Annotated in this window: 27 protein-coding genes; 21 read left to right on the forward strand and 6 right to left on the reverse strand. The window is 62.4% G+C overall.

Going from position 1 to position 26,529, the window contains the following annotated elements:
- The first annotated feature begins 13 nt into the window (after positions 1-13).
- The 4 genes from guaB to CVE41_RS13705 are packed head-to-tail and all read left to right on the forward strand — an operon-like array spanning position 14 to position 3,477.
- The gene (guaB, locus tag CVE41_RS13690) at positions 14-1,468 is read left to right on the forward strand and encodes an IMP dehydrogenase (RefSeq protein ID WP_100261544.1); all 1,455 of its coding nucleotides are present in this window, start codon (positions 14-16) and stop codon (positions 1,466-1,468) included.
- Between the two features lie 3 nt (positions 1,469-1,471).
- Positions 1,472-1,735 carry a hypothetical protein gene (locus CVE41_RS13695; RefSeq protein WP_100261153.1) on the forward strand — a complete coding sequence of 88 codons (264 nt, stop codon included), beginning with the start codon at positions 1,472-1,474 and terminating at the stop codon, positions 1,733-1,735.
- A complete protein-coding gene (locus tag CVE41_RS13700; protein ID WP_100261154.1) occupies positions 1,732-2,910 on the forward strand; it encodes an RsmB/NOP family class I SAM-dependent RNA methyltransferase in 1,179 nt (392 codons plus the stop codon). The genes CVE41_RS13695 and CVE41_RS13700 overlap by 4 nt, the downstream gene beginning before the upstream one ends.
- A gap of 60 nt (positions 2,911-2,970) precedes the next feature.
- Positions 2,971-3,477, forward strand: a complete 507-nt coding sequence (locus CVE41_RS13705) for a tetratricopeptide repeat protein (RefSeq protein WP_157799518.1) — start codon at positions 2,971-2,973, stop codon at positions 3,475-3,477.
- A gap of 4 nt (positions 3,478-3,481) precedes the next feature.
- On the opposite strand, the gene CVE41_RS13710 is transcribed toward CVE41_RS13705, so the two are convergent.
- Positions 3,482-3,919 carry an RNA pyrophosphohydrolase gene (locus CVE41_RS13710; RefSeq protein WP_232725867.1) on the reverse strand — a complete coding sequence of 146 codons (438 nt, stop codon included), beginning with the start codon at positions 3,917-3,919 and terminating at the stop codon, positions 3,482-3,484.
- 32 nt (positions 3,920-3,951) lie between these two features.
- Complete coding sequence (locus CVE41_RS13715; protein WP_100261157.1) at positions 3,952-4,902, reverse strand: alpha/beta hydrolase; 951 nt, start codon at positions 4,900-4,902, stop codon at positions 3,952-3,954.
- 175 nt (positions 4,903-5,077) lie between these two features.
- On the opposite strand from CVE41_RS13715, the gene CVE41_RS13720 reads away from it, so the two are divergent.
- From CVE41_RS13720 to CVE41_RS13730, 3 genes are read left to right on the forward strand one after another with little or no spacing between them, the layout of a single operon-like run.
- Positions 5,078-7,015: a 2-oxoacid:acceptor oxidoreductase subunit alpha gene (locus CVE41_RS13720; protein ID WP_100261158.1), complete on the forward strand. Its 1,938-nt coding sequence runs from the start codon at positions 5,078-5,080 to the stop codon at positions 7,013-7,015.
- A 3-nt stretch (positions 7,016-7,018) separates the two neighbouring features.
- Positions 7,019-7,411, forward strand: a complete 393-nt coding sequence (locus tag CVE41_RS13725) for a hypothetical protein (protein WP_100261159.1) — start codon at positions 7,019-7,021, stop codon at positions 7,409-7,411.
- Positions 7,395-8,429 carry a 2-oxoacid:ferredoxin oxidoreductase subunit beta gene (locus tag CVE41_RS13730; RefSeq protein ID WP_100261160.1) on the forward strand — a complete coding sequence of 345 codons (1,035 nt, stop codon included), beginning with the start codon at positions 7,395-7,397 and terminating at the stop codon, positions 8,427-8,429. Before CVE41_RS13725 ends, CVE41_RS13730 begins: the two co-directional genes overlap by 17 nt.
- Here the strand turns inward: CVE41_RS13730 and CVE41_RS13735 are convergent.
- A complete protein-coding gene (locus CVE41_RS13735; protein ID WP_157799519.1) occupies positions 8,426-9,193 on the reverse strand; it encodes a phosphatase PAP2 family protein in 768 nt (255 codons plus the stop codon). The two genes, CVE41_RS13730 and CVE41_RS13735, sit on opposite strands and share 4 nt — an antisense overlap.
- 35 nt (positions 9,194-9,228) lie before the next feature.
- Here CVE41_RS13735 and CVE41_RS13740 point away from each other — a divergent pair, with 35 nt between their 5' ends.
- The 4 genes from CVE41_RS13740 to CVE41_RS13755 are packed head-to-tail and all read left to right on the forward strand — an operon-like array spanning position 9,229 to position 14,062.
- Positions 9,229-10,173: a metal-dependent hydrolase gene (locus CVE41_RS13740; RefSeq protein WP_100261162.1), complete on the forward strand. Its 945-nt coding sequence runs from the start codon at positions 9,229-9,231 to the stop codon at positions 10,171-10,173.
- A gap of 6 nt (positions 10,174-10,179) precedes the next feature.
- Entirely contained in the window at positions 10,180-11,574 is a 1,395-nt protein-coding gene (locus CVE41_RS13745) for a cryptochrome/photolyase family protein (protein WP_100261163.1), read from the forward strand.
- 41 nt (positions 11,575-11,615) lie between these two features.
- A complete protein-coding gene (locus tag CVE41_RS13750; RefSeq protein WP_100261164.1) occupies positions 11,616-12,863 on the forward strand; it encodes an SAM-dependent methyltransferase in 1,248 nt (415 codons plus the stop codon).
- Complete coding sequence (locus CVE41_RS13755) at positions 12,860-14,062, forward strand: serine hydrolase domain-containing protein (RefSeq protein WP_332835715.1); 1,203 nt, start codon at positions 12,860-12,862, stop codon at positions 14,060-14,062. The genes CVE41_RS13750 and CVE41_RS13755 overlap by 4 nt, the downstream gene beginning before the upstream one ends.
- A 129-nt stretch (positions 14,063-14,191) precedes the next feature.
- Here CVE41_RS13755 and CVE41_RS13760 read toward each other — a convergent pair whose 3' ends face one another.
- The 3 genes from CVE41_RS13760 to purF all read right to left on the reverse strand — a co-directional run bounded on the left by CVE41_RS13760 (position 14,192) and on the right by purF (position 16,852).
- Positions 14,192-14,539 carry a PilZ domain-containing protein gene (locus CVE41_RS13760; protein WP_100261165.1) on the reverse strand — a complete coding sequence of 116 codons (348 nt, stop codon included), beginning with the start codon at positions 14,537-14,539 and terminating at the stop codon, positions 14,192-14,194.
- A 119-nt stretch (positions 14,540-14,658) separates the two neighbouring features.
- On the reverse strand, positions 14,659-15,369 hold the full coding sequence (locus CVE41_RS13765) for an SDR family NAD(P)-dependent oxidoreductase (RefSeq protein ID WP_100261166.1): 711 nt from the start codon (positions 15,367-15,369) through the stop codon (positions 14,659-14,661).
- A gap of 1 nt (position 15,370) precedes the next feature.
- Positions 15,371-16,852 carry an amidophosphoribosyltransferase gene (gene purF, locus CVE41_RS13770; RefSeq protein ID WP_100261167.1) on the reverse strand — a complete coding sequence of 494 codons (1,482 nt, stop codon included), beginning with the start codon at positions 16,850-16,852 and terminating at the stop codon, positions 15,371-15,373.
- A 173-nt stretch (positions 16,853-17,025) separates the two neighbouring features.
- On the opposite strand from purF, the gene CVE41_RS13775 reads away from it, so the two are divergent.
- The 10 genes from CVE41_RS13775 (at position 17,026) to CVE41_RS13815 (ending at position 26,462) form a co-directional block, all read left to right on the forward strand.
- Positions 17,026-18,267 (forward strand): lipoprotein-releasing ABC transporter permease subunit, encoded by a 1,242-nt coding sequence (locus CVE41_RS13775; RefSeq protein ID WP_100261168.1) that lies wholly within the window; start codon positions 17,026-17,028, stop codon positions 18,265-18,267.
- Positions 18,260-18,934 (forward strand): ABC transporter ATP-binding protein, encoded by a 675-nt coding sequence (locus CVE41_RS13780; protein ID WP_100261169.1) that lies wholly within the window; start codon positions 18,260-18,262, stop codon positions 18,932-18,934. The genes CVE41_RS13775 and CVE41_RS13780 overlap by 8 nt, the downstream gene beginning before the upstream one ends.
- A 47-nt stretch (positions 18,935-18,981) precedes the next feature.
- A complete protein-coding gene (locus CVE41_RS13785) occupies positions 18,982-19,260 on the forward strand; it encodes a hypothetical protein (protein WP_100261170.1) in 279 nt (92 codons plus the stop codon).
- Between the two features lie 16 nt (positions 19,261-19,276).
- The gene (locus CVE41_RS14670) at positions 19,277-19,447 is read left to right on the forward strand and encodes a hypothetical protein (RefSeq protein ID WP_157799520.1); all 171 of its coding nucleotides are present in this window, start codon (positions 19,277-19,279) and stop codon (positions 19,445-19,447) included.
- Positions 19,444-19,923, forward strand: coding sequence for a glutathione peroxidase (locus CVE41_RS13790; RefSeq protein WP_100261171.1), 480 nt, complete (start codon positions 19,444-19,446; stop codon positions 19,921-19,923). The genes CVE41_RS14670 and CVE41_RS13790 overlap by 4 nt, the downstream gene beginning before the upstream one ends.
- A 31-nt stretch (positions 19,924-19,954) precedes the next feature.
- A complete protein-coding gene (locus CVE41_RS13795) occupies positions 19,955-20,284 on the forward strand; it encodes a hypothetical protein (RefSeq protein ID WP_100261172.1) in 330 nt (109 codons plus the stop codon).
- Between the two features lie 74 nt (positions 20,285-20,358).
- Positions 20,359-23,832, forward strand: a complete 3,474-nt coding sequence (gene dnaE, locus CVE41_RS13800) for a DNA polymerase III subunit alpha (protein ID WP_100261173.1) — start codon at positions 20,359-20,361, stop codon at positions 23,830-23,832.
- A 44-nt stretch (positions 23,833-23,876) separates the two neighbouring features.
- Positions 23,877-25,475, forward strand: coding sequence for a long-chain fatty acid--CoA ligase (locus CVE41_RS13805; RefSeq protein WP_100261174.1), 1,599 nt, complete (start codon positions 23,877-23,879; stop codon positions 25,473-25,475).
- Complete coding sequence (locus CVE41_RS13810; RefSeq protein ID WP_100261175.1) at positions 25,472-26,017, forward strand: pseudouridine synthase; 546 nt, start codon at positions 25,472-25,474, stop codon at positions 26,015-26,017. The genes CVE41_RS13805 and CVE41_RS13810 overlap by 4 nt, the downstream gene beginning before the upstream one ends.
- Positions 26,018-26,027: 10 nt before the next feature.
- Positions 26,028-26,462, forward strand: a complete 435-nt coding sequence (locus CVE41_RS13815) for a DUF1330 domain-containing protein (RefSeq protein ID WP_100261176.1) — start codon at positions 26,028-26,030, stop codon at positions 26,460-26,462.
- The last annotated feature ends 67 nt before the right edge of the window (positions 26,463-26,529 follow it).

Genomic DNA, 26,529 nt, shown 5'->3' on the forward strand with positions numbered 1-26,529 from the left:
CCCAGTGGCATCTATCGACATCCCCCTCGGCCTTACTTTCGACGACGTTCTCCTGCGTCCGGCAGAGAGCGATATCCTGCCATCGATGGCCAAGACTTTCACGCGGCTGACGCGCGATATCCAGCTCAACATCCCGGTCATCTCCAGCGCGATGGACACGGTGACGGAAGCCGACATGGCGATCGCCATGGCGCAGCTTGGCGGCATCGGCGTGTTGCACCGCAATTTCGAAGTGAAGGACCAGGCGGCCGCCGTTCGCGCGGTGAAGCGCTATGAAAGCGGCATGGTGGTCAACCCGATCACCATCAATCCCGAAGCGACGCTTGGCGATGCGCAGCAGATCATGACCGCCAACCGGATCAGCGGCATTCCCGTGACCGATCGCGGCGGAAAGCTGGTCGGCATCCTCACCAACCGCGACGTGCGCTTTGCGGAAAATCCGAACCAGCCCGTCAGCGAGCTGATGACCACCGAGAACCTCGCCACCGTGCCACTCGGCACCGGACAGGAAGAGGCACGCCGGATGCTGCACCAGCGCCGGATCGAAAAGCTGCTCGTCGTCGACGACGACGGGCGCTGCGTCGGCCTGATCACGGTCAAGGACATCGAAAAGGCCGTGGCCTATCCCAATGCGACCAAGGATATCACCGGACGCCTGCGCGTCGCTGCTGCATCGACGGTCGGCGACAAGGGTTTCGAGCGGACGCAAGCGCTGATCGATGCCGAAGTGGACGTGGTGGTGATCGACACCGCCCACGGCCACAACAAGGAAGTTTCCAAGGCTGTCGAACGGGTGAAGAAGCTGTCGAACAGCGTGCAGGTGATCGCGGGCAATGTCGCGACAGCCGAAGCCACGCGCGCCCTGTGCGATGCAGGCGCGGATGCGGTGAAGGTCGGCATCGGTCCGGGCTCGATCTGTACCACGCGTGTCGTCGCCGGTGTCGGCGTGCCTCAGCTCACCGCAATCATGGATTGCGCCGAAGCGGCAGAGAAGGCCGGCGTGCCGGTTATCGGCGATGGCGGACTTCGCACCAGCGGCGATGCAGCCAAGGCGCTGGCCGCAGGCGCATCGAGCATCATGATCGGTTCGATGCTGGCAGGCACCGAAGAAGCCCCCGGCGAAACCTTCATCTATCAGGGCCGCAGCTACAAGAGCTACCGCGGCATGGGCAGCGTGGGCGCAATGGCACGCGGCAGTGCCGACCGCTATTTCCAGGCCGACGTCAGCCAGCAGAAACTGGTGCCCGAAGGGATCGAGGGCCAGGTGCCCTACAAGGGTGCCGCCGCGGCCGTGGTTCACCAGCTCGTCGGCGGGATCAAGGCCGCCATGGGTTACACCGGTAGCGCCACGATCGAAGACCTGCGCAAGCGCGCGCAGTTCGTGCGCATCACCAATGCCGGGCTTACCGAAAGCCACGTGCACGACGTATCCATTACGCGCGAAGCACCGAACTACCCTTCGCGCTGATATATGGAGCTGCTCTTTCCTTTCATGCTCTTCGTCCTCAAGATCGTGGACGACGAACCGGTGCACGTGACTCTCGAGCGGCAGCCTTATCTCTTCGAGACCGAGGAAGAGTGCTTTGCGGCTGCGGACGCGATGCTCGACGAAATTGCGCGTGAAGCTCACTTGGAGCGCGAGGACTTGCGCCATTGGTGTCTGCCCATGCCAGAACCGAGCGAGTTCGAGCAGATGATTAAGCGGCGCGATACTGAGGCACGCGAGGGAGCATGACTCCCGCTGCCAGAGTCCAGACCTCGATCGAACTGCTCGATGCGATTATCGCGTCGGCACGGTCGAAAGGTGCGCCTGCGGACCGCATTCTTGCCGATTGGTTCCGCAACAATCGTTTTGCCGGATCGAAGGACCGCCGCGCCATTCGCGAGTCGGTCTATGCGGCCATTCGCGCCTGCGGTCCCGTTCCCGCGACCGGCCGCGCAGCGATGCTGCGCCTCGCCGAAACCGACGAAAACATCTGCGCCTTATTCGATGGGTCGAATTACGGTCCGGCAGAACTGGCTGGCGACGAACCGTTGGCTGCAGGCGGAATTGCGCCCGAATGGCTGGAGGGAAAGCTTGCCGGTTCGGACATCTCAGGCCCGGAAGCGCAAGCATTGCTGGACCGCGCACCGCTGGACATCCGCGTCAACACCCTGAAAGCCGAGCGCGCCACCCTGGCGCTGCCGGTCGAAACCACGCCGACCGCCGCGCCCAATGGTCTGCGCCTGGAAGCGGGCACGCAGGTCGAACAATGGCCGGAGTGGCGCGAAGGCAAGATCGAGATTCAGGACACCGGATCGCAGATTGCCTGCCTTGCTGTCGGTGCGCAGCCAGGCGAGACCATCATCGACCTGTGCGCGGGCGGAGGCGGCAAGACCCTGTCGCTCGCCGCGGCGATGGACAATCTTGGCCGCCTTGTCGCCAGCGATACCGACCGCAATCGCTTGTCGGCCCTCATGCCGCGTGCGGAGCGGGCAGGGGCGACCAATATCGAGACGGTGCTGCTCAATCCGGGTCAGGAACTTGATGCTCTCGCTAGTTTCGAGGGTCAGGCGGATGCCGTCCTGATCGATGCGCCGTGTTCGGGCGTCGGCACATGGCGCCGCAATCCCGAAGCGCGCTGGAGGCTGGACGACAAGGAACTCGCGCGCCTCACCGACCTGCAGGCCCGCCTGCTCGACATTGCTGCGCGGCTCGTGAAGCCAGGCGGGCGGTTGGTCTATGTGACGTGTTCGCTGCTCGACGAAGAGGGCGCGGAGCAGTTCGATGCTTTCCTTGCCCGCCATACAGCGTTCAGCGCCGCAGCAATGGATCTCCCCGCAGGGCGTGGACGAGGGCAGGGCATCCGCCTCACCCCGCATCACGACGGGACGGACGGTTTTTTCATCGCTCGTGCAGAAAAGTCGTGATAGCCTTGTGACATGGCCGATCCGCGCCCATCTGCGATTACGCCCCTGACGGAGACGATAATGCGTTTTGCTCCTGCCGCTGCTGCCCTTTCGCTAGCCCTCGCGCTTACGGCGAGTGTCAGCTGGGGGAACGAACGGGATCCGGCCCCGCGCGCAGGTGTGTTGATTGCCGAGGGCAAGTCCGCTCTGGACGCTGGCGATACGCAGGGCGCAATCGATGCTTTCGAAGCCGCGCTGGCAGTCGATCCGGGATACACGCCGATTTTCATCCACCTCGCCGAAGCGGCGCGGGCGGATAATCTCCAGGGCAAGGCGATCCGTTATTATCGCGAGGCGCTGGACCGCGATCCCCAGAACCTCGTCGCCATGGCTGGCGAAGGTGCCGCGCTGGCTGAAAAGGGTGCTTTGGAGAAAGCCCGAGAAAAGCTGGCGGCGGTTCAGTCGCTATGCGGTGAAACCTGCCCCGAAACGCAGCAAATCGCGGCCGCCATCGCAGCCGGTCCGCGAACTCCTGTGATGACTGCGGAAGCGACCCTGCCGGAAACGCAGGGCGTGCAAGCGAACTAAGCGGTCAGACCAGCTCGCGAAAAGCCTCGACGACGGCGCGGTAGACGCGCTTCTTGAACGGCACGATCAGTTCGGGAAGGTGCTCGGGTTCGGCCCATTTCCAATCGCAGAATTCGGCCGGGTCATGCGCGTTGAGGTCGATGTCCTCGTCGCTGCCGGAGAAACGGGCGAGGAACCAGACCTGCTCCTGACCGCGGTATTTTCCGCCCCATAGCTTGCCGATCAGTTCTTCGGGCAGGTCGTAGCGGACGGATTCGGCCATGCGGTCGATGATGGAGACGTGTTCGGGCCGTGCGCCGGTTTCTTCCGCCAGTTCGCGCAGTGCGGCCTGGTCGAGGTCTTCGCCCTCGTCGACACCGCCCTGGGGCATCTGCCACCAGTCGCCTTCCTTGTTGTCGATCCGGCGACCGACGAACACGCGCCCGTCGCCATTGACCAGCATCACCCCGACGCAGGGGCGGTAACCCAGTTCACTCACCTGTAACGCTCCACCATAAGCTTGATCGCATCCAGAAAGGCATCGAGATCCTTCTGCCCGCTCGGTATCGCTTTTCTCAGCGTGGTAAAGCCGTGAATGATCCCGGGGAACTCGAGATAGATGACCTCCGTGCCCTGCTGGATCAGGTGCGAGGCATATTCGCGGCCTGAATCGCGCAATGGATCGAGCCCTGCGGTGCAGACCACGGTAGGCGGGGTATTGCTGCAGTCGCCGACCATCGGCGTGTTGCGCGGATCCTTGGGGTCGCCGCCATATTGCTCGGTAAACCAGGCCATTGCCGCACCGGTGAGAAGGAAACCTTCGGCGAAGTCCTTGAGGCTGCGATGCTGCGACACATCGCTCGCCACCGGATAGATCGGGGCCTGGACGATCACCGGCACGTCGGCAGGTTCGTTCACGAGCTGGTTGGTGGTGACGATGGTGAGATTGCCGCCCGCACTGTCACCCGTGATGACGAGCCCGGTGATCTCGCGGCCCAGTGCCTCGGGCGAAGATGCCACCCAGCGCGCCGCGGCTTCGCAATCGTCGGGCGCGGCGGGGAAGGGGTGTTCGGGGGCAAGGCGATATTCGACCGACACCACCGGCAGGTCGAGCTGGTGGGCGATTTCGGTGCAGAGCGAATCGTAAACCTCGATATCGCCAATCACGAAGCCGCCGCCATGGATGAAGAGCACACAGGGACCTGCTTCGCGCGTATCCTTGGCGTCATAGAAGCGCAGCGGGATATCGCCTGCGGGGCCGGGGCAGGTGAGGTCCTTCTTGACCGCCAGTTCGCGGGCCGGGGCTTCTGCCAGCTGGCCCATGGTCTTCATCTGCACGCGGCCCTCGACCGCGCCCACTTCCTCCACGCCCTTGCCGCCGATCTGCTCCAGCATGTCCAGGAAGCCGCGTACGTCGTCGCGCACAAAATGTTCTGTATCGGCCATGGCGTCTCTCTCCTCTTTCGTTGCGAAAAGAGACTTAGCGTGTCGGCTACGCTTTTCCACTGCGCTTTTTGCGGCTAGCAGAGAAACTTCATTGCGAGAGGAGGGAGCGGGTCCTAGGTGGCGCTCCCATTGACAATGCGCCGTGAAACTCGGTGCGCGACAAGGAATTGACCGGATGGCAACAGCCGCCCCGAGCGACGCCGACCGGCCGCATAGCGGCCTTCCCGCAAGCCCCGAAGCCGTGGTTGTGCGCTTCGCCGGAGATTCCGGCGACGGCATGCAGCTGACCGGCGGGCAGTTCACGCTCTCCACCGCACTGGCGGGTAACGATCTGGCGACTTTCCCCGATTTCCCGGCGGAAATTCGCGCGCCGCAGGGTACGCTGTTCGGTGTTTCGGCTTTCCAGATCAATTTCGGCAGCCGTGAGATCAACACGGCAGGCGATGCGCCCGATGTGCTGGTGGCGATGAACCCGGCTGCGCTGAAGGTGAATATTGCCGCCTTGAAGCCGGGCGGACTGATCATCGCCGACACGGGCGCCTTCACGAAGCGCAATCTCGACAAGGCGCATTACGACGCCAACCCGCTCGAAGACGGCAGCCTTGCCAAGTTCGACGTGCTGGCCTTCGACATTTCCGAGAAGACGATCGAGGCGGTGAGGCCCTTCGGCCTCGGCAATAAGGATGCGCTGCGGTCCAAGAACATGTGGACGCTGGGCCTTGCGCTGTGGATGTTTGACCGTCCGCGCGATCCGATCCATGACTGGCTGAAGGCGAAGTTCAAGTCGAAGCCCGACATTGCCGATGCCAATATCGCCGCGCTCGATGCGGGCCATGCCTATGGTGAGACGGCGGAACTCGCTGGTCCGCTCAAGCAGGTGCATATCGATCCGACGCCAAGCGCACCGGGCCTCTATCGCACCGTCACCGGCGCGGAAGCCGTCAGCCTCGGCCTCGTGGCAGGTGCTCAGCTGGCCGAGCTGCCGATGTTCTTCGGCGGCTATCCGATCACGCCTGCTTCTGCGATCCTCCACCACCTCGCGCGGCTCAAGGAATTCGGTGTCACGACCTTCCAGGCGGAAGACGAGATCGCCGCAATCTGCGCCGCCATCGGTGCGAGCTATGCCGGCCAGCTCGGCGTGACCTCGTCCTCCGGTCCGGGCATTGCGCTGAAGACCGAAGCCATCGGCCTCGGCATCATGACCGAGCTTCCTCTGGTGATCGTGAACTCGCAACGCGGCGGCCCGTCGACCGGCCTGCCGACCAAGACCGAACAGAGCGATCTCTATCAGGCCGTCTATGGCCGCAATGGCGATGCACCCATGCCGGTGATTGCGGCCCGCAGCCCCTCCGACGCTTTCGAAGTCGCTATCGAGGCCTGCCGCATCGCGACCCAGTATATGACGCCCGTCATGCTGCTGACCGACGGCTACATCGCCAATGCGGCCGAGCCGTGGAAGGTGCCCAACCCGGCCGATTTCGAGCCGTTCCCCGCCCAGTTCCTGACCGAACCGCGCGGAGAGGAACTGCTGCCCTACAAGCGCGACGAAAAAGGCGCGCGTCCGTGGATCAAGCCCGGCACGCCCGGCATGATGCATCGCATCGGCGGCATCGAGAAGCACGAGCTGACCGGTAACATCGATTACTCGCCCGACAACCACCAGCGCATGACCGACCTGCGCAAGGCCAAGGTCGACAATATCGCCGTGCCCGACCAGGACGTCTGCCTCGGCGAGACGTCCGGCAAGCTAGCCGTGGTGGGCTGGGGCTCGACCTATGGCCCGATCCATCGCGCTGTCGACAATTGCCGCGCAAACGGCATGGATGTGAGCCACATCCACGTGCGCCACATCTGGCCGATGCCCAAGAACCTCGGCGACCTGCTGCGCGGATTCGACCACGTGCTGGTGCCAGAAATGAACACCGGCCAGTTCAAGACCGTGCTGCGCGACCAGTTCCTCGTCGATGCCCAGCCGCTCACCAAGACCAGCGGCCAGCCGTTCCAGATAGCAGAGCTCGAACGCGAGATCGGCAAGTTCTTCGACCGCGTCGAAGGCAACGAGGGTGGTCAGGTCCCGGCCAACGACCAGCAGCTTCCGAGTACGGAAAGCTGACCTATGCTGGCTGGAAGGAACGAGCGTCTGACATTGATACTTGCCATAGCCTGGCTGGCAGTTGGCATCGGGATCGCCGAAATCGTCATCGACGATGAGCTGCCGAGAAGCTGGGTTTTCGTGCTGGGGGCGGCAATCATCCTTGGGTTCAGAATGATCCTCGGTTCGCCACTGAAACCATCGCGACGAGACGGATATCAATTCGATTTTGACAAGACCCTTGCAGGGCGAATGATCTTCGGGTTCGCCTTGGCACTCTCCGCTGGCTACCTGTTCTGGCAATCCGAAACGATGGATCCGTTCTTGCTGGGGATGTTAGCCGCGTTTCTCGCTACCGAAGTCCTCCTGATTGTCCGAACCTTTGTCACTGGAAAACCTGATGAACGCACCCGTTAAAATCGAGACAACGCTCAAGGACTGGGAAACCGACCAGGAGGTTCGCTGGTGTCCGGGGTGCGGCGACTATGCCATTCTGAAGGCCGTGCAGCGCACGCTCCCGCAGCTTGGGGCAGACCCGGCGAACACGGTGTTCATTTCGGGCATCGGCTGTTCGAGCCGCTTTCCCTATTACATCGAGAGCTACGGCTTCCACACGATCCACGGTCGCGCGCCTGCTTTCGCCACGGGTGCAAAGCTTGCCAATCCGGACCTCGACGTGTGGCTGGTGACGGGTGACGGCGATGGCCTGTCCATCGGCGGCAACCACTTGATGCATGTCCTGCGCCGCAATGTGAACATGCAGATCATGCTGTTCAACAACGAGATTTACGGTCTCACCAAGGGGCAGGCCTCGCCGACCAGCCGTGAAGGCACCAAGTCGCCTTCCACCCCGATCGGCAGCTACGACCATCCGGCTCGCCCGGCGGCCTTCGCCCTCGGCAGCGGTGCGCGCTTCATCGGGCGCGGGTTCGACGTGTCGAAGCACCTGCCCGATGTGCTCAAGGCTGCCCATGCCCACAAGGGCGCGGCCTTCATCGAGATTTTCCAGAACTGCATCGTCTACAACAAGGACGTCTTCAACGATTTCGCGGCGCCCAAGGGTGCGGAAGATCGCCAGCTATGGCTGGAAGAGGGCAAGCCGATGCTGTTCGCCGGCGACACCAAGGGCATCGCGCTCAATCGCGAGACGCTGAACCTCGAGGTCGTCGACGTGACGGATGGCGATTGGGAAGCGGCGGGCGTGATCGTCCACGACGTCACCAACCGCTCTGTCGCGCATATGCTGATCGAAATGCCCTTCGGCCCGTTCCCGATGGCGCTCGGCGTCCTTTACGACGACCCGCGCCCGACCTTCGAAGACGCGGTGATCGAAGAACGCAAGCGGGCGAGCGAAGGCAAGGAAGCCAATCTCGCCAAGCTGCTCGGCAAGGGACAGACCTGGACCGTCAGCGGAACGGCGCAGGACCCGATCTAAAGCTGCGGTTCTTCGCCTTTCGTTTTCTCGCTGGGCTGTTCGATCTGGTGCCGTTTCTGAAGGGTGATGGCGATCATTCCCATGAGCAGCGCCCATGCAAGGCCGACAAGCCAGCCCGCCAGCACGTCGGTCGGCCAGTGAACGCCCAGGTACAGGCGTGAAAAGCCGATCGAGAGCGTGGCAAGTGTCGCCAGGCCAACGATGAAACTGCGTGTGCGCGCATCCTCGTAGCTGCGCGCAATCAGCACCGCCAGCGTCAGGTAGATGATCGCGCTGTTCATCGCATGGCCACTGGGAAAGCTTCCCGAGCTAACTTCGGCAAGGCGCGGGACGATATCGGGCCGCGCTCGCGAGAACAGCGACTTCAGGATGCCGCTGAGGATAGCGCCGCCGCCAACGGCTGCCGCCACCAGTAGCGTCTGGCGATAGCGCTTGCGTAGGAGGAGGAACCCCAGCGCCATCAGCGTGACGAGCGTCAGGATCGTCTCGCTTCCCATGGCGGTGATGTCCACCATGGCGGTCTGGATGAAATGCGGCCCGATCGGAGTTGCGAGGTCATCCGAATGACGGAGAGCCAGAAGAAAATTCTTGTCGAAGGCACCGAAGTCGCCCTCCAGCATTTCGCCCGCGAGCGCACCGAAGGTGATCGCGAGGCCAATCGCGACAACAAATCCGAGAAGCAGCCGGTATTCGTCCTGGATTTTCTGCCAAAGGCCTTGCGCGATGCGCAGCAATTGCGGAGTGGTCATAACAGCCCAACTCACGAACTAAGCTATCGGGTATCGGCGGGAGGAAATGCTTGGACAATCTGACACACAGCCTCGTCGGTGCGTTGATCGGACAGGCGGGGCTTAAAAAGAAGACCGGGCTCGCCATGCCCGCGCTGATTATCGGCGCGAACCTGCCCGATGTGGATGCGGCGTGTTTCTTCTGGCTTGAGGGCGTGGAGCATCTCGGCTTCCGCCGAGGGATTACGCATGGTCCACCTGCGCTAGTGTTGCTGCCGCTGATCCTCGCTGGCCTGCTCTATGGCTTCGACCGCTGGCAGGCGAGCCGCGGCAAGCGACCCGAGGACCGGTTGCCGGTCAGCTTCAAATGGCTGTTCCTGCTGAGCTTTATCGGCTGCCTGACCCACCCGGCGCTCGACTGGCTAAACGTCTATGGTATTCGCTTGCTTGAGCCGTTCAGCAGCCGGTGGTTTTACGGCGATACGCTGTTCATAATCGATATCTGGCTGTGGCTCTTGATGGGCTTTGCGACATGGTTCTCGCTGCGGCGCGAGAAGCGGGGCGGGGAGTGGAAGCGGCCCGCGCGCATCGCGCTTTCGCTCGCCGGCATCTATATCGCACTGCAAGGCTTCATCACGGGCAATGCGGAGCGCGGCGTCACTGGCAGCCCGACCGGCACCGAGATCGTGATCGCCAGCCCGCCACCCCTGTGGTCGTGGAAACGCGACATGATTACCGGGGGGAACGGCCTCTACACGCTTGGCGAGGACACCACCTTTCCCGGCGTGCCGCTCGACCGCTGCGATCTCGAGCGCGCTCGCGCTACGGATAGCCAGATCGACGCGTTCCTGTTCTGGGCGAGAACGCCCTATATCGTGCCGGAGGCAGACGGCACACTTTGGCTGAGAGATGCGCGTTTCTCCGACCCCCGCGCTACGGGTCGCTTCGAGGTTCAATTGCCATCCGACATTTGCGATGGGGTCAAGACGGAACTCTCGGGAGGGAAAAGCGGTTAGGTCCGCATGAGCTCTCCCCAAATCGTCTGGCTACGGCGCGACCTGCGCATGGCGGACCAGCCCGCCCTCCATGCCGCCGCACAGGCAGGACCTGTCATCCCCGTCTTCGTCCTCGACCAGGACCGCGCGGGCGATCACGCCTATGGCGGCGCCTCGCTGGTGTGGCTCCATTATTCGCTGGAAAGCCTCGGCAAGAGCTTCGGCAGCCGCCGCTCGAAAATTGTCCTGCGCAAGGGTGATGCACCACAAATCCTCGCCTCCATTGCCGACGAGGTTGGGGCAAGCTGCATCCACGCCATGCGCCATTACGAGCCGTGGTGGAAGGAGGCGGAAGACGAGCTTCGCGACGCGCTTGGCGAAGATGGCAAGCTGTGCCTCTATGATGGCAATTACCTGCTGCCGCCCGGCTCGGTGACGACAGGCTCGGGCGATCCGTACAAGATCTACACGCCCTTTTCGAAGGCGATGCTCGAAGTAATGCCCCCGCGCGACGTGCTGGGCGAGCCGGAAACGATCTCGTCACCTGATAGCTGGCCGGAGAGCGATGAGCTTTCCGATTGGGATCTGCTTCCGACAAAACCTGACTGGGCAGGGGGCATCCGCGATTTCTGGGACTTCGGCGAAGCCGCCGCACATGAACGGCTCGACTGGTGGACGGACGAGGTCGCGGACTATGACGAGGGCCGCAATCTGCCTTCGCAGGACATCACCTCGCGCCTTTCGCCGCACCTTCACTGGGGTGAAATCAGCCCCGCGCAGGTCTGGCACAAGCTCAAGGACAAGCGCAGCGACGGGTGGAAGACCTACGCCAAGGAGATCATCTGGCGCGATTACGCGCAGAACGTGATCGATCAGTTCCCCGACTACCCTCGTGAGAGCTACCGCGATTACGACGAAAGGACCCTCTGGCGAAATCCCAATGCCGGCCACCTGATCGAGGAAGACCTCAAGTGCTGGCAGCGCGGCATGACCGGTTACCCCATCGTCGATGCCGGTATGCGCCAGCTGTGGCAGACGGGCTGGATGCACAACCGCGTGCGGATGATCTGCGCCAGCTTTCTCGTAAAACACCTCCTGATCGACTGGCGCTTCGGCGAGAAGTGGTACTGGGACTGCCTGGTGGATGCCGATTACGGCAATAACGGCGTCAACTGGCAATGGATCAGCGGCACCGGCGTCGACAGCAACATGTTCAGCCGGATCATGGCGCCGCTCACGCAAAGCGAGAAATTCGATGCCGCGGACTATATCCGGGAATACGTCCCGGAACTGGAAGGCCTGTCCGACGACAATATCCACGATCCGCCGGACGAAAAGCGCGGCGATTATCCGGTCAAGATGATCGCGCATAAGGAAGCGCGCGAACGGGCCCTGGAAGCGTATAGGGCAAGCAAGTCTTAGCGGACTTGTCGCCCGCTTCGCTGCACGGCATAGCGGCGCCCATGGACATGCCAATTAGCCAGCGCGGACGCGATCTGCTCGACGGGGCGAAACCCTTCGCCCGCAAGCCGGGGTTTCTCGCACGGCTAGTCGCTCCCGGCTTCGGCAAGATCCTCGATCGTATCGACGGAGCGATCGTCTCCGGTGAAATCCGCGCCAGCTTGCCCGACGGCACGAAGCGTGTCCTTGGTGGCCGCAAACCCGGCTTCGAGTGCGACGTCGAATTGCGCAGCTGGAATGCGCTGGTGCGCCTTGCGAGCAATGGCTCGGTGGGTTGGTATCAGGCATGGGAAGCGGGAGAATGGTGGAGCCCCGATCCGGTGCCGCTGTTTGCCCTGTTCATGCAGCATGCGTCCCGCCTCGGCGACACGGCGCGGGCCAAGGGACCCTTTCGCCACGGGTTGAAACTGGCGCATCTGATCAATCGCAATACGCATGAGGGCGCGCAGAAGAACATCAGTGCGCACTACGATCTCGGCAATGATTTCTACGCCGCCTGGCTCGATCCCACTATGAGCTACTCCTCCGGCCTGGAAGTCGTTGAAAACGATCTCGAAGCCGGCCAGAGACGCAAGTGGGATGCCTTGGCGTCACGTCTCGGGGATCACGAGCGCCTGCTCGAGATCGGCTGCGGGTGGGGCGCCTTGGCCGATTTCTTTGCATCACGAGGCAGTGACGTCACGGCGATAAGCCTGTCAGACGAACAGCTGCAATGGGCGAGGCAACGCCACGATCCGGCGGTCGATTTTCGCAAGCAGGACTATCGCGACACCGCAGGCAGCTACGACGCCATCGTCAGTGTGGAGATGGTCGAAGCGCTTGGCCGGGAATACTGGCCCACCTTCATGGACTGCATCGCGCGCAACCTGAAACCGGGTGGACGCGCCGCAATCCAGTACATCTCCATGCGGGACGACCTGTTCGACGAGTACGCAAAGAGCGCGGATTTCATCCAGGCCTATATCTTCCCCGGCGGCTTGCTGATCAGGACCAGCGAATTTCGCAAGCTGGCGGAAGAGCGCGGCCTTGAGTGGCGTGACCAGGCCGATTTCGGGCTCGATTACGCGGAAACCCTGCGCATCTGGCGTGAGGCATTCGACCGCGCGGAACGCGAAGGCGAATTGCCGCGAGGTTTCGATGCGCGGTTCTGCAATCTGTGGCGCTACTACCTGATGTATTGCGAAGGCGGCTTCCGCGGGGGCGGCATAGATGTGCATCAGGTAACACTGGTGAATGAGGGAGAGAGATGATGCGTGCGATACTTGCTTCGATGACGGCCTTGGCCGTGGCCGGATGTTCTGCAGCCTATTCGGGTCCGGTCGAGACGGCCGACGCCGCGCCTCCCGCCGTAAGCCAGAGCATGCCGGAGCAGATGGCGAGCATGGATCCGGGCGATTCGATCCTGTTCTGGAGCGATGAGCGCCGATCCGCTGCTTTCCGCGACATGGAATCCCTGTTCCCGGGCCTGGAAGTTGCGCCCGCCAATACCGTTCGCGCTTTCCCACGCGGACAAAGCCTCGATGCCGAAACCGTCGCCGCGATCCGCAGCTTCATGGCTGACACCCAGGCTGGCGGGGTAATGGTGCTCGAAGACGGGAAGGTCCGGTTCGAGGAATATGGCCTGGGCCTTGGCGCACAAGACCGCTGGACGAGCTTCTCCGTCGCCAAGAGCTTCACGTCCTCCTTGCTCGGCTCGGCAATCGAGGACGGTTTCATCGACAGTCTCGACACGCCAGTGACGTCGATCATTCCCGCTCTTGCCGGCACCGCTTACGATGGCGTCACGGTAGGCCAGATCGCCACGATGACGTCGGGTGTGGCGTGGAACGAGGATTACACCGATCCGGACAGCGATGTTGCGAAGATGCTGGCCATCGCGCCGGTTGCAGGAGAATCGCAGGCAGTGACCTATGCCCGCACGCTGACGCGCGAGGCGCCGGCGGGTGAGAAATGGGTCTACAAGACGCTGGAGACCAATTTGCTCGGCCTCATCGTCGAGGAAGCGACCGGCAAGTCGCTCGCTGCCTATGCAGCGGAGAAGATCGTGGAGCCCGCAGGCTTCGAAGGAGGCCTGTTCTGGATGCAGGACCTCACCGGCGGCAATATCGGCGGCTGTTGCCTCTCGCTGCGCCTTTCGGACTACGCTCGGTTCGGCCAGTTCGTGCTTGAAGGCGGGGATGGCGTCGTGCCCGAGGGCTGGTTTGCCGATTCAGGCGCGGCGCAGGTTTCCTTCGCCCCTAATGCGCCGGGCTTCGGATACGGTTACCAGTGGTGGTCCTACCCGCAGGGTGCCTACGGCGCGCAGGGCATTTTCGGCCAGGCGATTACCATCGTGCCGGAAAGCGATCTGGTGGTGGCCGTGGTCAGCAATTGGCCGACGGCCACGAGCAACGCCTACCGAGGCAAGTTCCGCGACCTCGTCTATGGCATTGCGGCACAGGCGGATTGAGCCTCGAAACAAGTGGTGGCGGAGACCGATAGGGCGCACCGCCACCGACGACGAGATACCGGACGAAGGTTCAGGCCAGCGCCCAGCGGTCGCCGCCATTGCGTCGGCACTGTCGCCTGACTGGTTTGATCAGTAGGGGCGGTAGACGCCTTCGCCGCTGTAACGGGCGAGGATGTTGTCGTGGACGATCGGCGAGAGAAGCTCGCTGAATGCGCACCCGACCATGCAGTTTTCCCACCAGACGACCTGGGCCTGCAACGATTCAAGGCCGGGCAGCGTGAGCCAGCACATCTGCCCTTCGTGCATCCGGTTGATGGCCGCTGCCGAGAAGCCGGAGATCGACAAATCGTGCACCACCGTCTGGAAGGCGCGGCCACCGCTGGCACGCAGCTGGCCGGGGATGGTGAGCTTGGTACGCGGTGCGCACCGGTCTTCCTGCGCTGCTACCGAGTAGCGATCCTGGGTCTGGTAGGTCATGTCCGGTACCTTGCTGAGACTGAAATTTTGCGAAACTGCACGTCCGGGTAAAAACGCGCGCGATGTTTAGCGGAATCTCTCTCAGGAGGATTACGGATTAGTCGAGGGATAGGGTTAACCTAGCTTTCGATCCGCTCTCGGTGGCGGGTCTCGAAATCGTTAACAAGTAGCTCCACGAGGCGTGCACCAACCGCTTGCGGAGGCTTGACCGTCTGCGGGTCCTCTCCCGGATAGGCCTTTGCGCGCATGGTGGTACGCGTTGCGCCGGGATCGATGACAGCCACACGGACGCTGGAAATCTTTTCAACTTCTTGCGCATAGGATTCGAGCAGATTGTCGAATGCCGCTTTTGTGCTGCCGTAGGCGGACCAGTAGGCGCGCGGCGTTTCGCCGACGCTGCTGGTAAGGCCGATCACGTGGGCGGCATCGGCGCGCTTCAGGAGCGGGTCGAAATTGGCCAGCAGGGCCTGCGTTGCCAGGACATTGACCGTGACCGCCTGGCTCAATTGCTTGCCGTCGATCTGCGTAACCGGTGTGAGGGCGGGGAGGTAGGCCGCTGAAATGACGAGGATATCGAGCTTATCCCACCGACCTGAAATCGCGGTCGCCAAGCGGGCGATGCCGTCGCTTTCGGCCAAATCGACCGGCGCGATGGTCGATGCCCCGCCGACGGTGTGAATCTGGTCTTCGACCTGTTCCAGCGCCCGGACGTCCCGGCCGGTAAGGACTACGTGCGCACCCGCTTCCGCGAGAGCGACAGCCGTTGCGGCGCCGATACCCTTGCTCGCACCCGTCACCAGGGCGAGCTTCCCATCGAGTGGCTTCGTCATGTCAGGCGACCTTGTTTACCGGAAATGCGAGCTGCTTCTGCTTGTCGTCACGCCGGTTGAGATCGGTCAGCGAGGTGGGGTAGTCACCGGTGAAGCAGGCGTCGCAGAATTGGGGACACTCTTTCACGCGCGGCTTTTCGCCCACGGCGCGATAGAGGCCGTCGATCGAAACGAACGCAAGACTGTCCGCCTTGATGAATTCGCGCATCGGTTCGACATCCATGCGTGCGGCCAGCAGCTTGGAGCGTTCGGGCGTGTCGACGCCGTAATAGCAACTGTGTGCCGTAGGCGGGCTGGCCACACGGAAATGGACTTCCTTGGCACCCGCATCGCGCATCATCTCGACGATCTGCATCGAGGTGGTGCCGCGCACGATAGAATCGTCGATCAGGACGATACGCTTGCCCGCCACCAGCATCCGGTTCGCGTTGTGCTTGCGCTTTACCCCCGCATGGCGCGCGCCGTCGGAAGGCTGGATGAAGGTCCGGCCGACATAGTGCGAGCGGATGATGCCGAGTTCGAAGGGAATGCCCGCTTCCTGCGCATATCCGATGGCGGCCGGCACGCCGCTGTCCGGAACGGGGACGACGAGATCTGCCTCGACCGGCTTTTCCTTGGCGAGTTCCGCGCCGATGGCCTTGCGCGCTTCGTAGACGCTGCGGCCTGCGAAGAAGCTGTCGGGACGGCTGAAATAGACGTGCTCGAAAATGCAGGGGCGCGGCTTGTGCGTGCCGAAGGGGTGAAGCGAATCCACATTGCCGTCGTAATCGACCTTGATCAGTTCGCCCGGTTCGACTTCTCGAACCATCTCTGCGCCGACCACGTCGAAGGCGACACTTTCGCTGGCAAAGGCAATGGCATCGCCGATCCGGCCCATGACGAGCGGGCGAATGCCGAGCGGGTCGCGGCAGGCGATCATGCCTTCCGGCGTCATCACGATGAGCGCGTAGGCACCTTCGAGCAATCTTAGCGCATCGACCAGTCGATCGACGATCGTGGGATAGCGGCTCGTCGCGACGAGATGGATGATGACTTCGGTGTCGGAGGTCGACTGGAAGATCGCCCCGCGTTGTACGAGTTCCTCGCGCAGCGTTCCGGCGTTGGAGATATTGCCGTTGTGAGCGACGGCGAAACCGCCGCTTGCGAGGTCGGCATAGAGTGGTTGCACATTGCGCAGGCCTGCGCCGCCCGTCGTCGAATAGCGCACATGACCGGCGGCCATGTGACCCGGCAGTTCCGCGATCGCTTCAGCGGAGGAGAAATTTTCGGCGACGTGTCCAAGGCCTCGGCGGGCGCGGAATTCAGCGCCGTCCCAAGCGACGATCCCGGCGGCTTCCTGGCCGCGATGCTGAAGTGCGTGGAGCCCGAGGGCGGTGGCCGCAGAGGCGTCAGCGGCGTTGATAACGCCGAACACGCCGCATTCCTCACGAAGCTTGTCGCCATCCTCGTCGAGGAAGGGGTGGGTGCAATTCCCGAGGGACATATTCACTGGGTGCCGTCCGCGCTGCCAACCGATGGCGGTCCAATGGCGATGTTACGGTCCGATTACAAGGGTATTGCGCAGGAGAATGGTGGACCAAACGGTGCAATTCATTGCGTGGCCAGATTTGTCTGCCTAAACGCTCTGGCCACGGACAACGACAGACAAGAGCCGCCTTGATCCTTTCTCCATTCGAACGTGCCATCGCCAAACGCTACCTGCTTCCGGGCAGGAGCGAGGCATTCATCGCGCTTGTCGCAGGCATCTCCATCACCGTGGTCATGCTCTCCGTGGCCATGCTGGTCATCGTGATGAGCGTCATGAACGGTTTTCGCGCCGAACTTCTGGACAAGATCGTGGGCCTGAACGGTCATGCGATCGTGCAGGCATATGGCGGAAAGCTGGATGACTGGGAAAACGTGCTTCAGGAAGTCCGCGAAACTCCCGGCGTCGTCGAAGCATCGCCCCTGATCGAACAGCCGCTGCTGGTGACCTTCAACGGCCGCGCGAAGGCGATCCTCTTGCGAGGCAACACGCTGGAAGATTTGCGGGAGCTGGGACAGAAGACGATCAGCGGCAATATGGACGCCTTGCAGCCGGGCGCAGGCAAGGTCGCCATCGGCGTACGGCTTGCGGAAGATATCGGCGCGCGGGTGGGCGATACCATCACGGTGATCAACCCGCAGGGACGCTCGACCCCGTTCGGCACGGTCCCGCGCCAGGTGGGTTACGAGGTATCCGCGATCTTCGAAATCGGCGTCTACGACTATGACGGCGCCTTCGTGGTCATGCCGATGCAGGATGCGCAAACGCTCCTCCTTATCGGCGATACCGTCGGCATGATCGAAGTGAAGGTTACGGACCCGGACGAGGTCGAGAACATCCTCGAACCGGTCCAGATGCAGCTTGCGGGCAGGGCAGTCGTCCAGGACTGGAAAACCATCAATTCCACGCTGTTCGAGGCGCTTCAGGTCGAACGGGCAGCGATGGCTTTCGCATTGAGTTTCATGGTCTTGGTCGCGGCATTCAACATTCTATCGAGCCTGGTGATGCTGGTCCGCGCGAAAACGCGAGACATCGCGATCATGCGCACGATGGGCGCTACGCGCCGTAGCCTGACCAAGATTTTCGTTACCACTGGCTTCACGGTCGGCGCGCTCGGCACGATAGCGGGCTTGCTGCTCGGTGCCCTGGTGCTGGCTTTCCGCGAGCAGATCGTGAAGGGGATCGGATGGCTGACGGGCGCAGACCTGTGGGACCCGCAGGTACGCTTCCTCAGCACGATCCCGGCGAAGGTCGATCCGGTCGAGATCGCGATGATCGTCGGTCTGGCGCTCGTAATGAGCTTCCTCGCCACTCTCTATCCCGCGCTCAAGGCGGCGAGCACGGATCCGGTACAGGTACTTCGCTATGAGTAATCCCGTCGTCGAACTCAAAGGCCTGACCCGCAGTTTCGAGCAGGGCGGAGAACGGATCGACGTGCTTCGCGGCGTCGACCTCAAGATCATGCCGGGTGAAATCGTCGCTCTGCTCGGACCTTCGGGCTCGGGCAAATCGACCCTATTGCAAGCCGTCGGCCTGCTCGAAGGCGGTTTCGGGGGCGAAATCGTGCTCGCCGGCAACTCGGCGGAGAAATCCGATGCCAATGCGCGGACGACCTTGCGCCGCGATCACCTCGGCTTCGTCTACCAGTTCCATCATCTCCTGCCGGACTTCGATGCTCGCGAAAACGTGGTTCTCCCGCAGCTGGTGGCAGGGCGACCGCGCGTTGAGGCGGAAGAACGGGCCGATCAGTTGCTGACTGCGCTGGGTCTCGGCCACCGCCTCACCCATCGACCGAGCCAGCTTTCCGGAGGCGAACAGCAGCGCGTTGCGGTCGCACGCGGTCTCGCCAACCGTCCCGCTCTCGTTCTGGCAGACGAACCTACCGGCAATCTCGACGAGGCGACCTCCGACAAGGTGCTGGAGCAGTTCCTGCAACTGGTGCGGGGGGAAGGCAGTGCCGCGCTGGTCGCCACACATAACGAACGCCTGGCACAGCGGATGGACCGCGTCGTCAGGCTGCACGAGGGCGTGCTGGGTTGACGGACCCGAAGGTCTTCTTGCTCGTTGATCGGGAAAGGAGACAATCGATGACCGACCACCCCAGCACCTTCAAGGCAGACGACACGCATACACCCGGCATCCAGTGGGATGACAGGGCTTCCCTGCATCGCACGGGCGATGGTGACGGCGTGCTCGACGCAGCGAAAGGCTTGCGCTCCGGCACGTTCGCCGACCTCGTGAAGCACATGATGCTGCTGCCTGAGGAAGAGCGGTCCGGCTATTACATCGAGAAGGCCGGTGACCGCGAATATCACGCCGCAGAGGTAGCCGAACTCTCGAAGCATCCGGATTATCCGCGCTCGTGAGGGATTTGCGGGCGCTTTGGTAGAAACGGGCAAGGTCGCCCACGGCAACTCGCAACTTGTGCCAACGACCTACTCCGTGCAAGGCGACGGTTCGGTCCGCCAGTATGGACAAGCCAGTGTCGATCACCGACAGACGTGGACCGACAGTTTCGACCTCATCTACCGCCGCAAGGACGCATCCGAATGACGACCATCGCCGATTTTACCGTAGCCAACAACAAGGGCGAGGAAGTCGATCTGTCGGACAAGCTCGGCAAGGTTCTCCTCGTGGTGAACACGGCCAGCAAGTGCGGCTTCACGCCCCAGTACGACGGGCTGGAAAAGCTGTTCCAGGAATACTCCGACAAGGGGTTCGAGGTGATGGCCTTTCCCTGCAACCAGTTCGGCAACCAGGAGCCCGGCGACGCGGAAGAGATCGAGCAGTTCTGCAAGGTCAACTTCGGCCTCACATTTCCGCTGATGGCCAAGGTCGACGTCAATGGCGAAGACGCGAGCCCGCTGTTCGACTGGATGAAGGCCGAAAAGCCGGGCCTCATGGGTTCGCGGTCCATCAAGTGGAACTTCACCAAGTTCCTGATCGATCGCGATGGCAAGGTGGTGAAGCGGTACGGTCCCAACGATGCGCCCAAGTCCATTGCCAACGATATCGAGAAGCTCCTGTAACCGGACGCCGATCACGAGCGAAGGATAGGCCATGCTTGCCGATATCAATCAGTGGTTTCTGTCGCTTGGCGCCGAATATGGCGTCAATCCGTACATTTTCGGCGCCATTTACGTAGGCGCGATCCCTTTCTTCCTCGCCTCGATGGCGTGGCTCGTGAAGCGTGCGCGGGCGAAGCGATCGACGGTCCTGCCCACGCTGTGTGCAGGGTTCTGCTTCGTGTCGGCCTATCTCTATCTCGCCATCGCGGGCCGCAATATTCCTGTCTGGGTGTGGATCTTCCTCGGTGTGCTGGTCGCCTATGGCGCGTGGTCGACCATTCGCGACGCACGGCGCAAGATCGCGGCGGTGAGGGACGACTGATCTTCTCCACCGTCTGTGGAGAATAAGACATCCCGCGCTCTTCCGAATTGGTGGGAAATCACTAATTTGGGGCGATGCCCTACAAGCCCTTCGTTCCCCTGCGTATCCTGTCCGCCTATTCGATGCTCGAAGGGGCCATCGACCCCAAGGCAATGGCCAAGCTGGCAAAGGAACGCGGGTTTCCGGCGATCGCGATAGCCGATCGCAACGGGCTTTATGGCGCGGTGATGTTCGCCAATGCCTGCAAGGCGGAAGGCATCCAGCCGATCACCGGTACATTGCTCGGCGTCGCCCGCGACGAAGAGGGGCGTATGGTCGATTACCTGCCGCTCTACGCGCAGGATGAGAAGGGCTATGACAATCTTTGCCACCTCGTCAGCCGTGCCCACCTCGACCGGCCGCTGGAATTCGATCCACACATCAGACTGGAGGATTTCGAAGGCCACACCGATGGCTTGATTGCCCTCACAGGTGCGAGCGAGGGCGGCGTGACGCGTCTCTTGGCCGAAGGGCAGGTCAACCACGCGATAGCCATGCTCGACAGGCTGGAGGCCCTGTTTCCAGGGCGTCTCTATGTCGAGCTTGCTCGCCGCGGCAATGCGGTTGAGGAAGCAGCCGAGGCTGCCTTGATCGATCTGGCCTACGAACGTGACCTTCCGCTGGTAGCGACCAACCCGGCCAACTTCGCCGAACCGCACATGTACAAGGCGCATGACGCGATGCTGTGCATTGCGAATTCGACGCATATCGACGCGGAGGAAAGGCCCAAGTCCAACCCGGAAGGCTATGTAAAGACCGCGCATATGATGGAAGAGGCCTTTGCCGACCTTCCCGAGGCGACGGCCAACTCTCTCGTCATCGCACAGCGATGCGCTTATGCGCCGCCATATCGCGATCCGATCCTTCCGAGCCTTGCAGGCGACCTCGAAGGCGAGGCGCGTATGCTCGAAGCCGATGCTCGCAAGGGACTGGAGGCGCGCCTCGAACCCTATGGCGAAATGTCGGAGGAAGAGCGCAAGGTCTATCTCGACCGGCTCGATTACGAGGTTGGCATCATCAACCAGATGGGCTTTCCCGGATACTTCCTGATCGTTGCCGACTTCATCAAGTGGGCCAAGGATCACGATATCCCGGTCGGGCCTGGTCGTGGCTCGGGTGCAGGCAGCCTGGTCGCCTGGTCACTGACGATTACCGATCTCGATCCCATCCAGCTGGGCCTGCTGTTCGAGCGCTTCCTCAACCCGGAACGCGTTTCCATGCCCGACTTCGATATCGACTTCTGCGAAACCCGCCGCGGCGAAGTGATCAGATATGTCCAGCAGAAATACGGCCACGACCATGTCGCGCAGATCATTACCTTCGGTAAGCTGAAGGCCCGCGCCGTGCTGCGCGATACGGGCCGCATCCTGCAGATGAGCTATGGCCATGTCGACCGTATCTGCAAGATGGTCCCGAACCATCCGACCGACCCGTGGACCCTGCCGCGCGCGCTCAACGGGGCGGCGGATTTCAAGGCTGAGTACGATAACGACAACGAGGTCAAACGCCTGATCGACCTCGCGATGCAGCTGGAAGGTTTTCCGCGCAACAGCTCGACCCACGCGGCCGGCGTGGTGATCGGCGATCGTCCTTTGGCGCAGCTGGTTCCGCTCTACCGCGACCCGCGCTCGGATATGCCGGTGACGCAGTACGACATGAAGAATGTCGAGAGCAGCGGTCTCGTCAAATTCGACTTTCTCGGGCTGAAGACGCTTTCGGTGCTGAAGAAAGCGACTGACCTCCTCAAGAAACGCGACATCACGATCGACCTGTCTCAGCTCGAACTGGACGATCCGGCCGTCTACGACCTCATGAAGGCGGGTAACACCGTTGGCGTGTTCCAGCTGGAATCGGAAGGCATGCGCCGCACGCTGACGGCGGTGAAACCGACCAATTTCGGCGACATTATCGCGCTCGTCTCGCTCTATCGTCCGGGCCCGATGGACAACATCCCGCTGTTCGGCAAGCGCAAGGCAGGCGAGGTGCCGATCGAATATCCGCACGAGAAACTGGAAGGCATCCTTGCCGAAACCTACGGCATTTTCGTCTACCAGGAACAGGTCATGCAGGCCGCCCAGATCCTCGCCGGATATTCGCTTGGCGATGCAGACTTGCTGCGCCGCGCGATGGGTAAGAAGGTCCAGGCGGAAATGGACATCCAGCGCGAACGCTTCGTGACCGGGTGCAAGGAAGTCTCGGGCATCGAGAAGAACAAGGCGAACGAGCTGTTCGACTTGATCGACAAGTTTGCCGGCTACGGCTTCAACAAGTCGCACGCTGCGGCCTACGCGCTGCTTGCATATCAGACCGCGTGGATGAAGGCGCATTACCCGGAAGAATTCTTCGCCGCTTCCATGTGCTTCGACATGCACCAGTCGGAAAAGCTGACGATCTTCGTCGACGATGCGCGGCGGCAGGGTATCGCGGTCGAGCCGCCGTGCCTCAACAAATCCGAGGCGGAGTTCACGGTCGAACAGACCGATGACGGCTATGCAGTGCGCTATGCGCTAGCCGGGATCCGCAATGTGGGCGAAAAGGCGATGGACGCCATCGTCCACGAACGCGAGGTTTCGGGCGAGTTCGAAAGCCTACAGGACCTGTTCGAGCGCATCCCAAAGGGTTCGCTCAATTCGCGCCAGCTGGAAGCTCTGGCCAGCGCGGGCGCGCTCGACGCGCTGGAGCCCAACCGTGCCAAGGTCTTCGAGAATGCCGACCTCCTTTTGGCCGTGGCCGATGCCGCCGAACGCGAGCGGTCGAGCGGGCAGGCGGGCCTGTTCGGCGGCGAAGAGGAGCAGGGCGACACGCTGCGACTGAAAGAGGTCGAGGACTGGCCGCGGGTCGAACGAATGGCGCGCGAGCGCGAAAATTTTGGGTTCTATTTCTCCGCCCACCCGGTGGCAGCGTGGAAGGATGTCGCCTCTGCCAACGGTGCGCGGACTTATGCCTCGCTCATGGCAGGCGGCGCGCCAAGCGGTGGGCGCTCCAATGCAGTCATGGCCGCCATGGTCGAGAAGGTGAACAAGGGCACCACCCGGCGGGGCAAGCCCTTTATCCGTGCGGACTTTTCCGACGCGTCGGGCCAGTTCAGCGCGGCCTGTTTCGAAGAGAGCATGGTCGACAGGTTCCTGAAGTGGGCGGAAGAGCAGACCTGCATCCTGCTTCAGGTGGAACTCGATTCTCCCAGCCCGGACGAACCGCCGCGCATCACCGTTCGCGGGGGGACGCCGCTATCCGAAGTGCGCGGTTCGATGCCGATGATCATGACGCTGGACGTGCACGATGCGGCTGCGCTTGAGGCATTGAAAGCAGAATTGCTCGAAGCCTTGGGCGGCCAGGACGAAGTGCTCGTGACGCTACGGACTGGCGAGGCCGCCGATCCCGTGATGCGGCTTGGTCGCAATTTCGCGCTCGACGGAGAGCTTGCCGAACGCTTGGCAAGCGTGCCGAGCCTTGCCAAGGTGCAGCTCGACAAGCGGCGCGGCGGAGCACATCTCCGACTCGTCAGCTAATTCGGGCCCGCACGGACGGGCCGGGGACGAGAGAGGAGAAACGAATGCTCGGAGCGATGCAGGACTGGACCATGCGCGTGACCCACGTGATCGATCACGCGGCGCGCGAAGCGCCGGATCGCGAGATCGTCACGCGTTGGGCCGATGGTAGCGAGACGCGGACCAACTGGGCTGGCATTCGCACCGATGCACTCAAGATGGCGCAGGCCCTTCAGGCACTCGGCCTGAACAAGGGCGACAAGGTCGCCAGCCTCGCGATGAACCACTCCCGCCACCTCGTCAGTTGGTACGGCGTCGCCGGGATGGGCGGCGTGCTCCACACGGTGAACCCCCGCCTGTTCGAGGACCAGCTCGAATATATCGTCAATCACGCAGAAGACCGCGTGATGATCTACGACGCCGCCTTCCAGCCGATCGTCGACAAGATGCGCGACCGGTGGAAGACCGTGGAGCATTACATCTGCTTCGACAGCGGCGAACATACGACCTCGTTCGAAGACTGGATCGGCGCGCAATCGGGCGAGTTCGAATGGGTCCAGGGTGACGAGCGCGACCCCTGCATGATCTGCTACACCAGCGGCACCACGGGCAATCCCAAGGGTGTGCAGTACGAACATCGCAGCACGGTGCTGCATGCGCTAGCGGGACTGCAGCCTTCGACTTTCAATTTCAGCGCGTCTTCGGTGATGCTGCCAGTGGTCCCTATGTTCCACGCGGCGAGCTGGGGTCTTCCCTATGCGGGCGCGATGGCGGGCATCAAGTTCGTGTTCAGCGCGGTCAACGACCCTGCGGTCCTGCACGAGATGATGCTCAAGGAAGGCGTAACCGACAGCGCGGGCGTCCCCACCGTCTGGCTCGCCCATTTCCAGTATTGCGACGCCGAGGGCATCGACCTGCCGCCGCTCAAGGCCGCCACCATCGGCGGTTCCGCAGCGCCAAAGTTCATGATCGAGCGGTTGATGAAGAACGGCACGCGCGTCCAGCACGCCTGGGGTATGACCGAAACATCGCCCATCGGCACGGTCGGCGGTCCGACGCATGACTGGGACCAGCTCAGCTTCGAGGAAAAGGTCGTGAAGACGATGAAGCAGGGGCGCCCGATCTTCGGCGTGGAACTGCGCACCATCGATCTCGACGATCCGACGAAGGTCCTGCCTCGCGATGGCGAAACCTCCGGTGCCCTGCAAATCCGCGGGCCATGGGTGGTGAAGCGTTACTTCAAGGCGGAAGAGGACGCAGTCACCGACGACGGCTGGTTCGACACGGGCGATGTCGGCATGCTTCATCCCGACGGAACGCTGCAGCTGACCGACCGCACCAAGGACGTGATCAAGTCCGGCGGCGAATGGATCAGCTCTGTCGAACTCGAAAACGCGGCCGTGGGCCACCCCGGCGTCGCCGAGGCGGCCTGCATCGGCATGTACCATCCCAAGTGGGATGAACGCCCGGTCCTGTTCGTGGTCAAGAAAGAGGGGCAGGACGTCACTGCAGAACAGGTCGTCAATTTCCTGTCTGACAAGATCGCCAAGTGGTGGCTGCCCGATGCGGTCGAATTCGTAGACGACATCCCGCACACCGCCACTGGCAAGATCAGCAAGAAGGACCTGCGCGACCGGTTCGCCGACTACAAGCTCGAGACGTGAGCAGGCTAATCCTGCTGAACAAGCCCTTCGGTGTCCTGTCGCAGTTCACCGGGGGCAAGGAGGGGGTGGACGATACGCTGGCGCATCTGGTCGATGTGCCGGGCGTCTATCCCGCGGGCAGGCTCGACAAGGATAGCGAAGGGCTGCTCCTGCTGACCGATGATGGTCGGCTGCAGTCGCGCATTGCCGAGCCGCGCTACAAGATGGCGAAGACCTATCTGGTGCAGGTGGAGGGCGAGGCTGACGACGATGCGTTGGAGAAACTGGCGCGCGGCGTGGAGCTCAACGACGGCATGACGCGGCCCGCCCGTGCGAAACCTATCGATCCGCCGCCCGTGTGGGAACGAGAGCCGCCTGTGCGCTTTCGCAAGAGCGTTCCCGATAGCTGGATTGCGCTGGAGATCACGGAGGGCCGCAATCGGCAGGTGCGCCGCATGACGGCCACCGTGGGACTGCCGACGCTGCGGCTTATCCGCTGGCGCATCGGAGACTGGAGCGTCGACGGCATTGCGCCCGGCTCCTATCGTGAAATCGAAGTCTGAGGAGAGATACGTGAGCGCAACCTACATTGACCCGAGCCGCACCAATTTCGAGGTGTTCAAGAACCTCCCGCGCGACGAGCCGATCCATATGCTCAACCTCCTTCAGTATCGCGAAGAGGCAGAATATCCCGAGGGTCACGAGCATCACGGCAATGGCTGGACCGGCCGCCGCGCTTACGAGGAATACGGCAAGACCAGCGGTCCGATCTTCCGGAGGGTCGGAGGCAGCATCGTGTGGCGCGGCGCGTTCCAAACTGTTGTGACCGGGCCGGAGGGGATGCAATGGCACGATGGCTTCGTGGCACAGTATCCCAATGCAGGGGCCTTCTTCGAGATGATCAAGGACCCTGACTATCAGGAGGCGGTGGTCAACCGGACAGCGGCGCTGGTCGACAGCAGGCTGGTGCGCTTCAAGCCCGGAGCTGCGGGCGAGGGGTTCGGTTAGGTCTGCTCCCGGCCCGATTGCTGACAGTGTTCAATTGTGCGAGATTTAGCGCATGGCGGAGACGTCT

Source organism: Qipengyuania seohaensis, assembly GCF_002795865.1.
GTDB classification, from domain to species: Bacteria; Pseudomonadota; Alphaproteobacteria; order Sphingomonadales; family Sphingomonadaceae; genus Qipengyuania; species Qipengyuania seohaensis.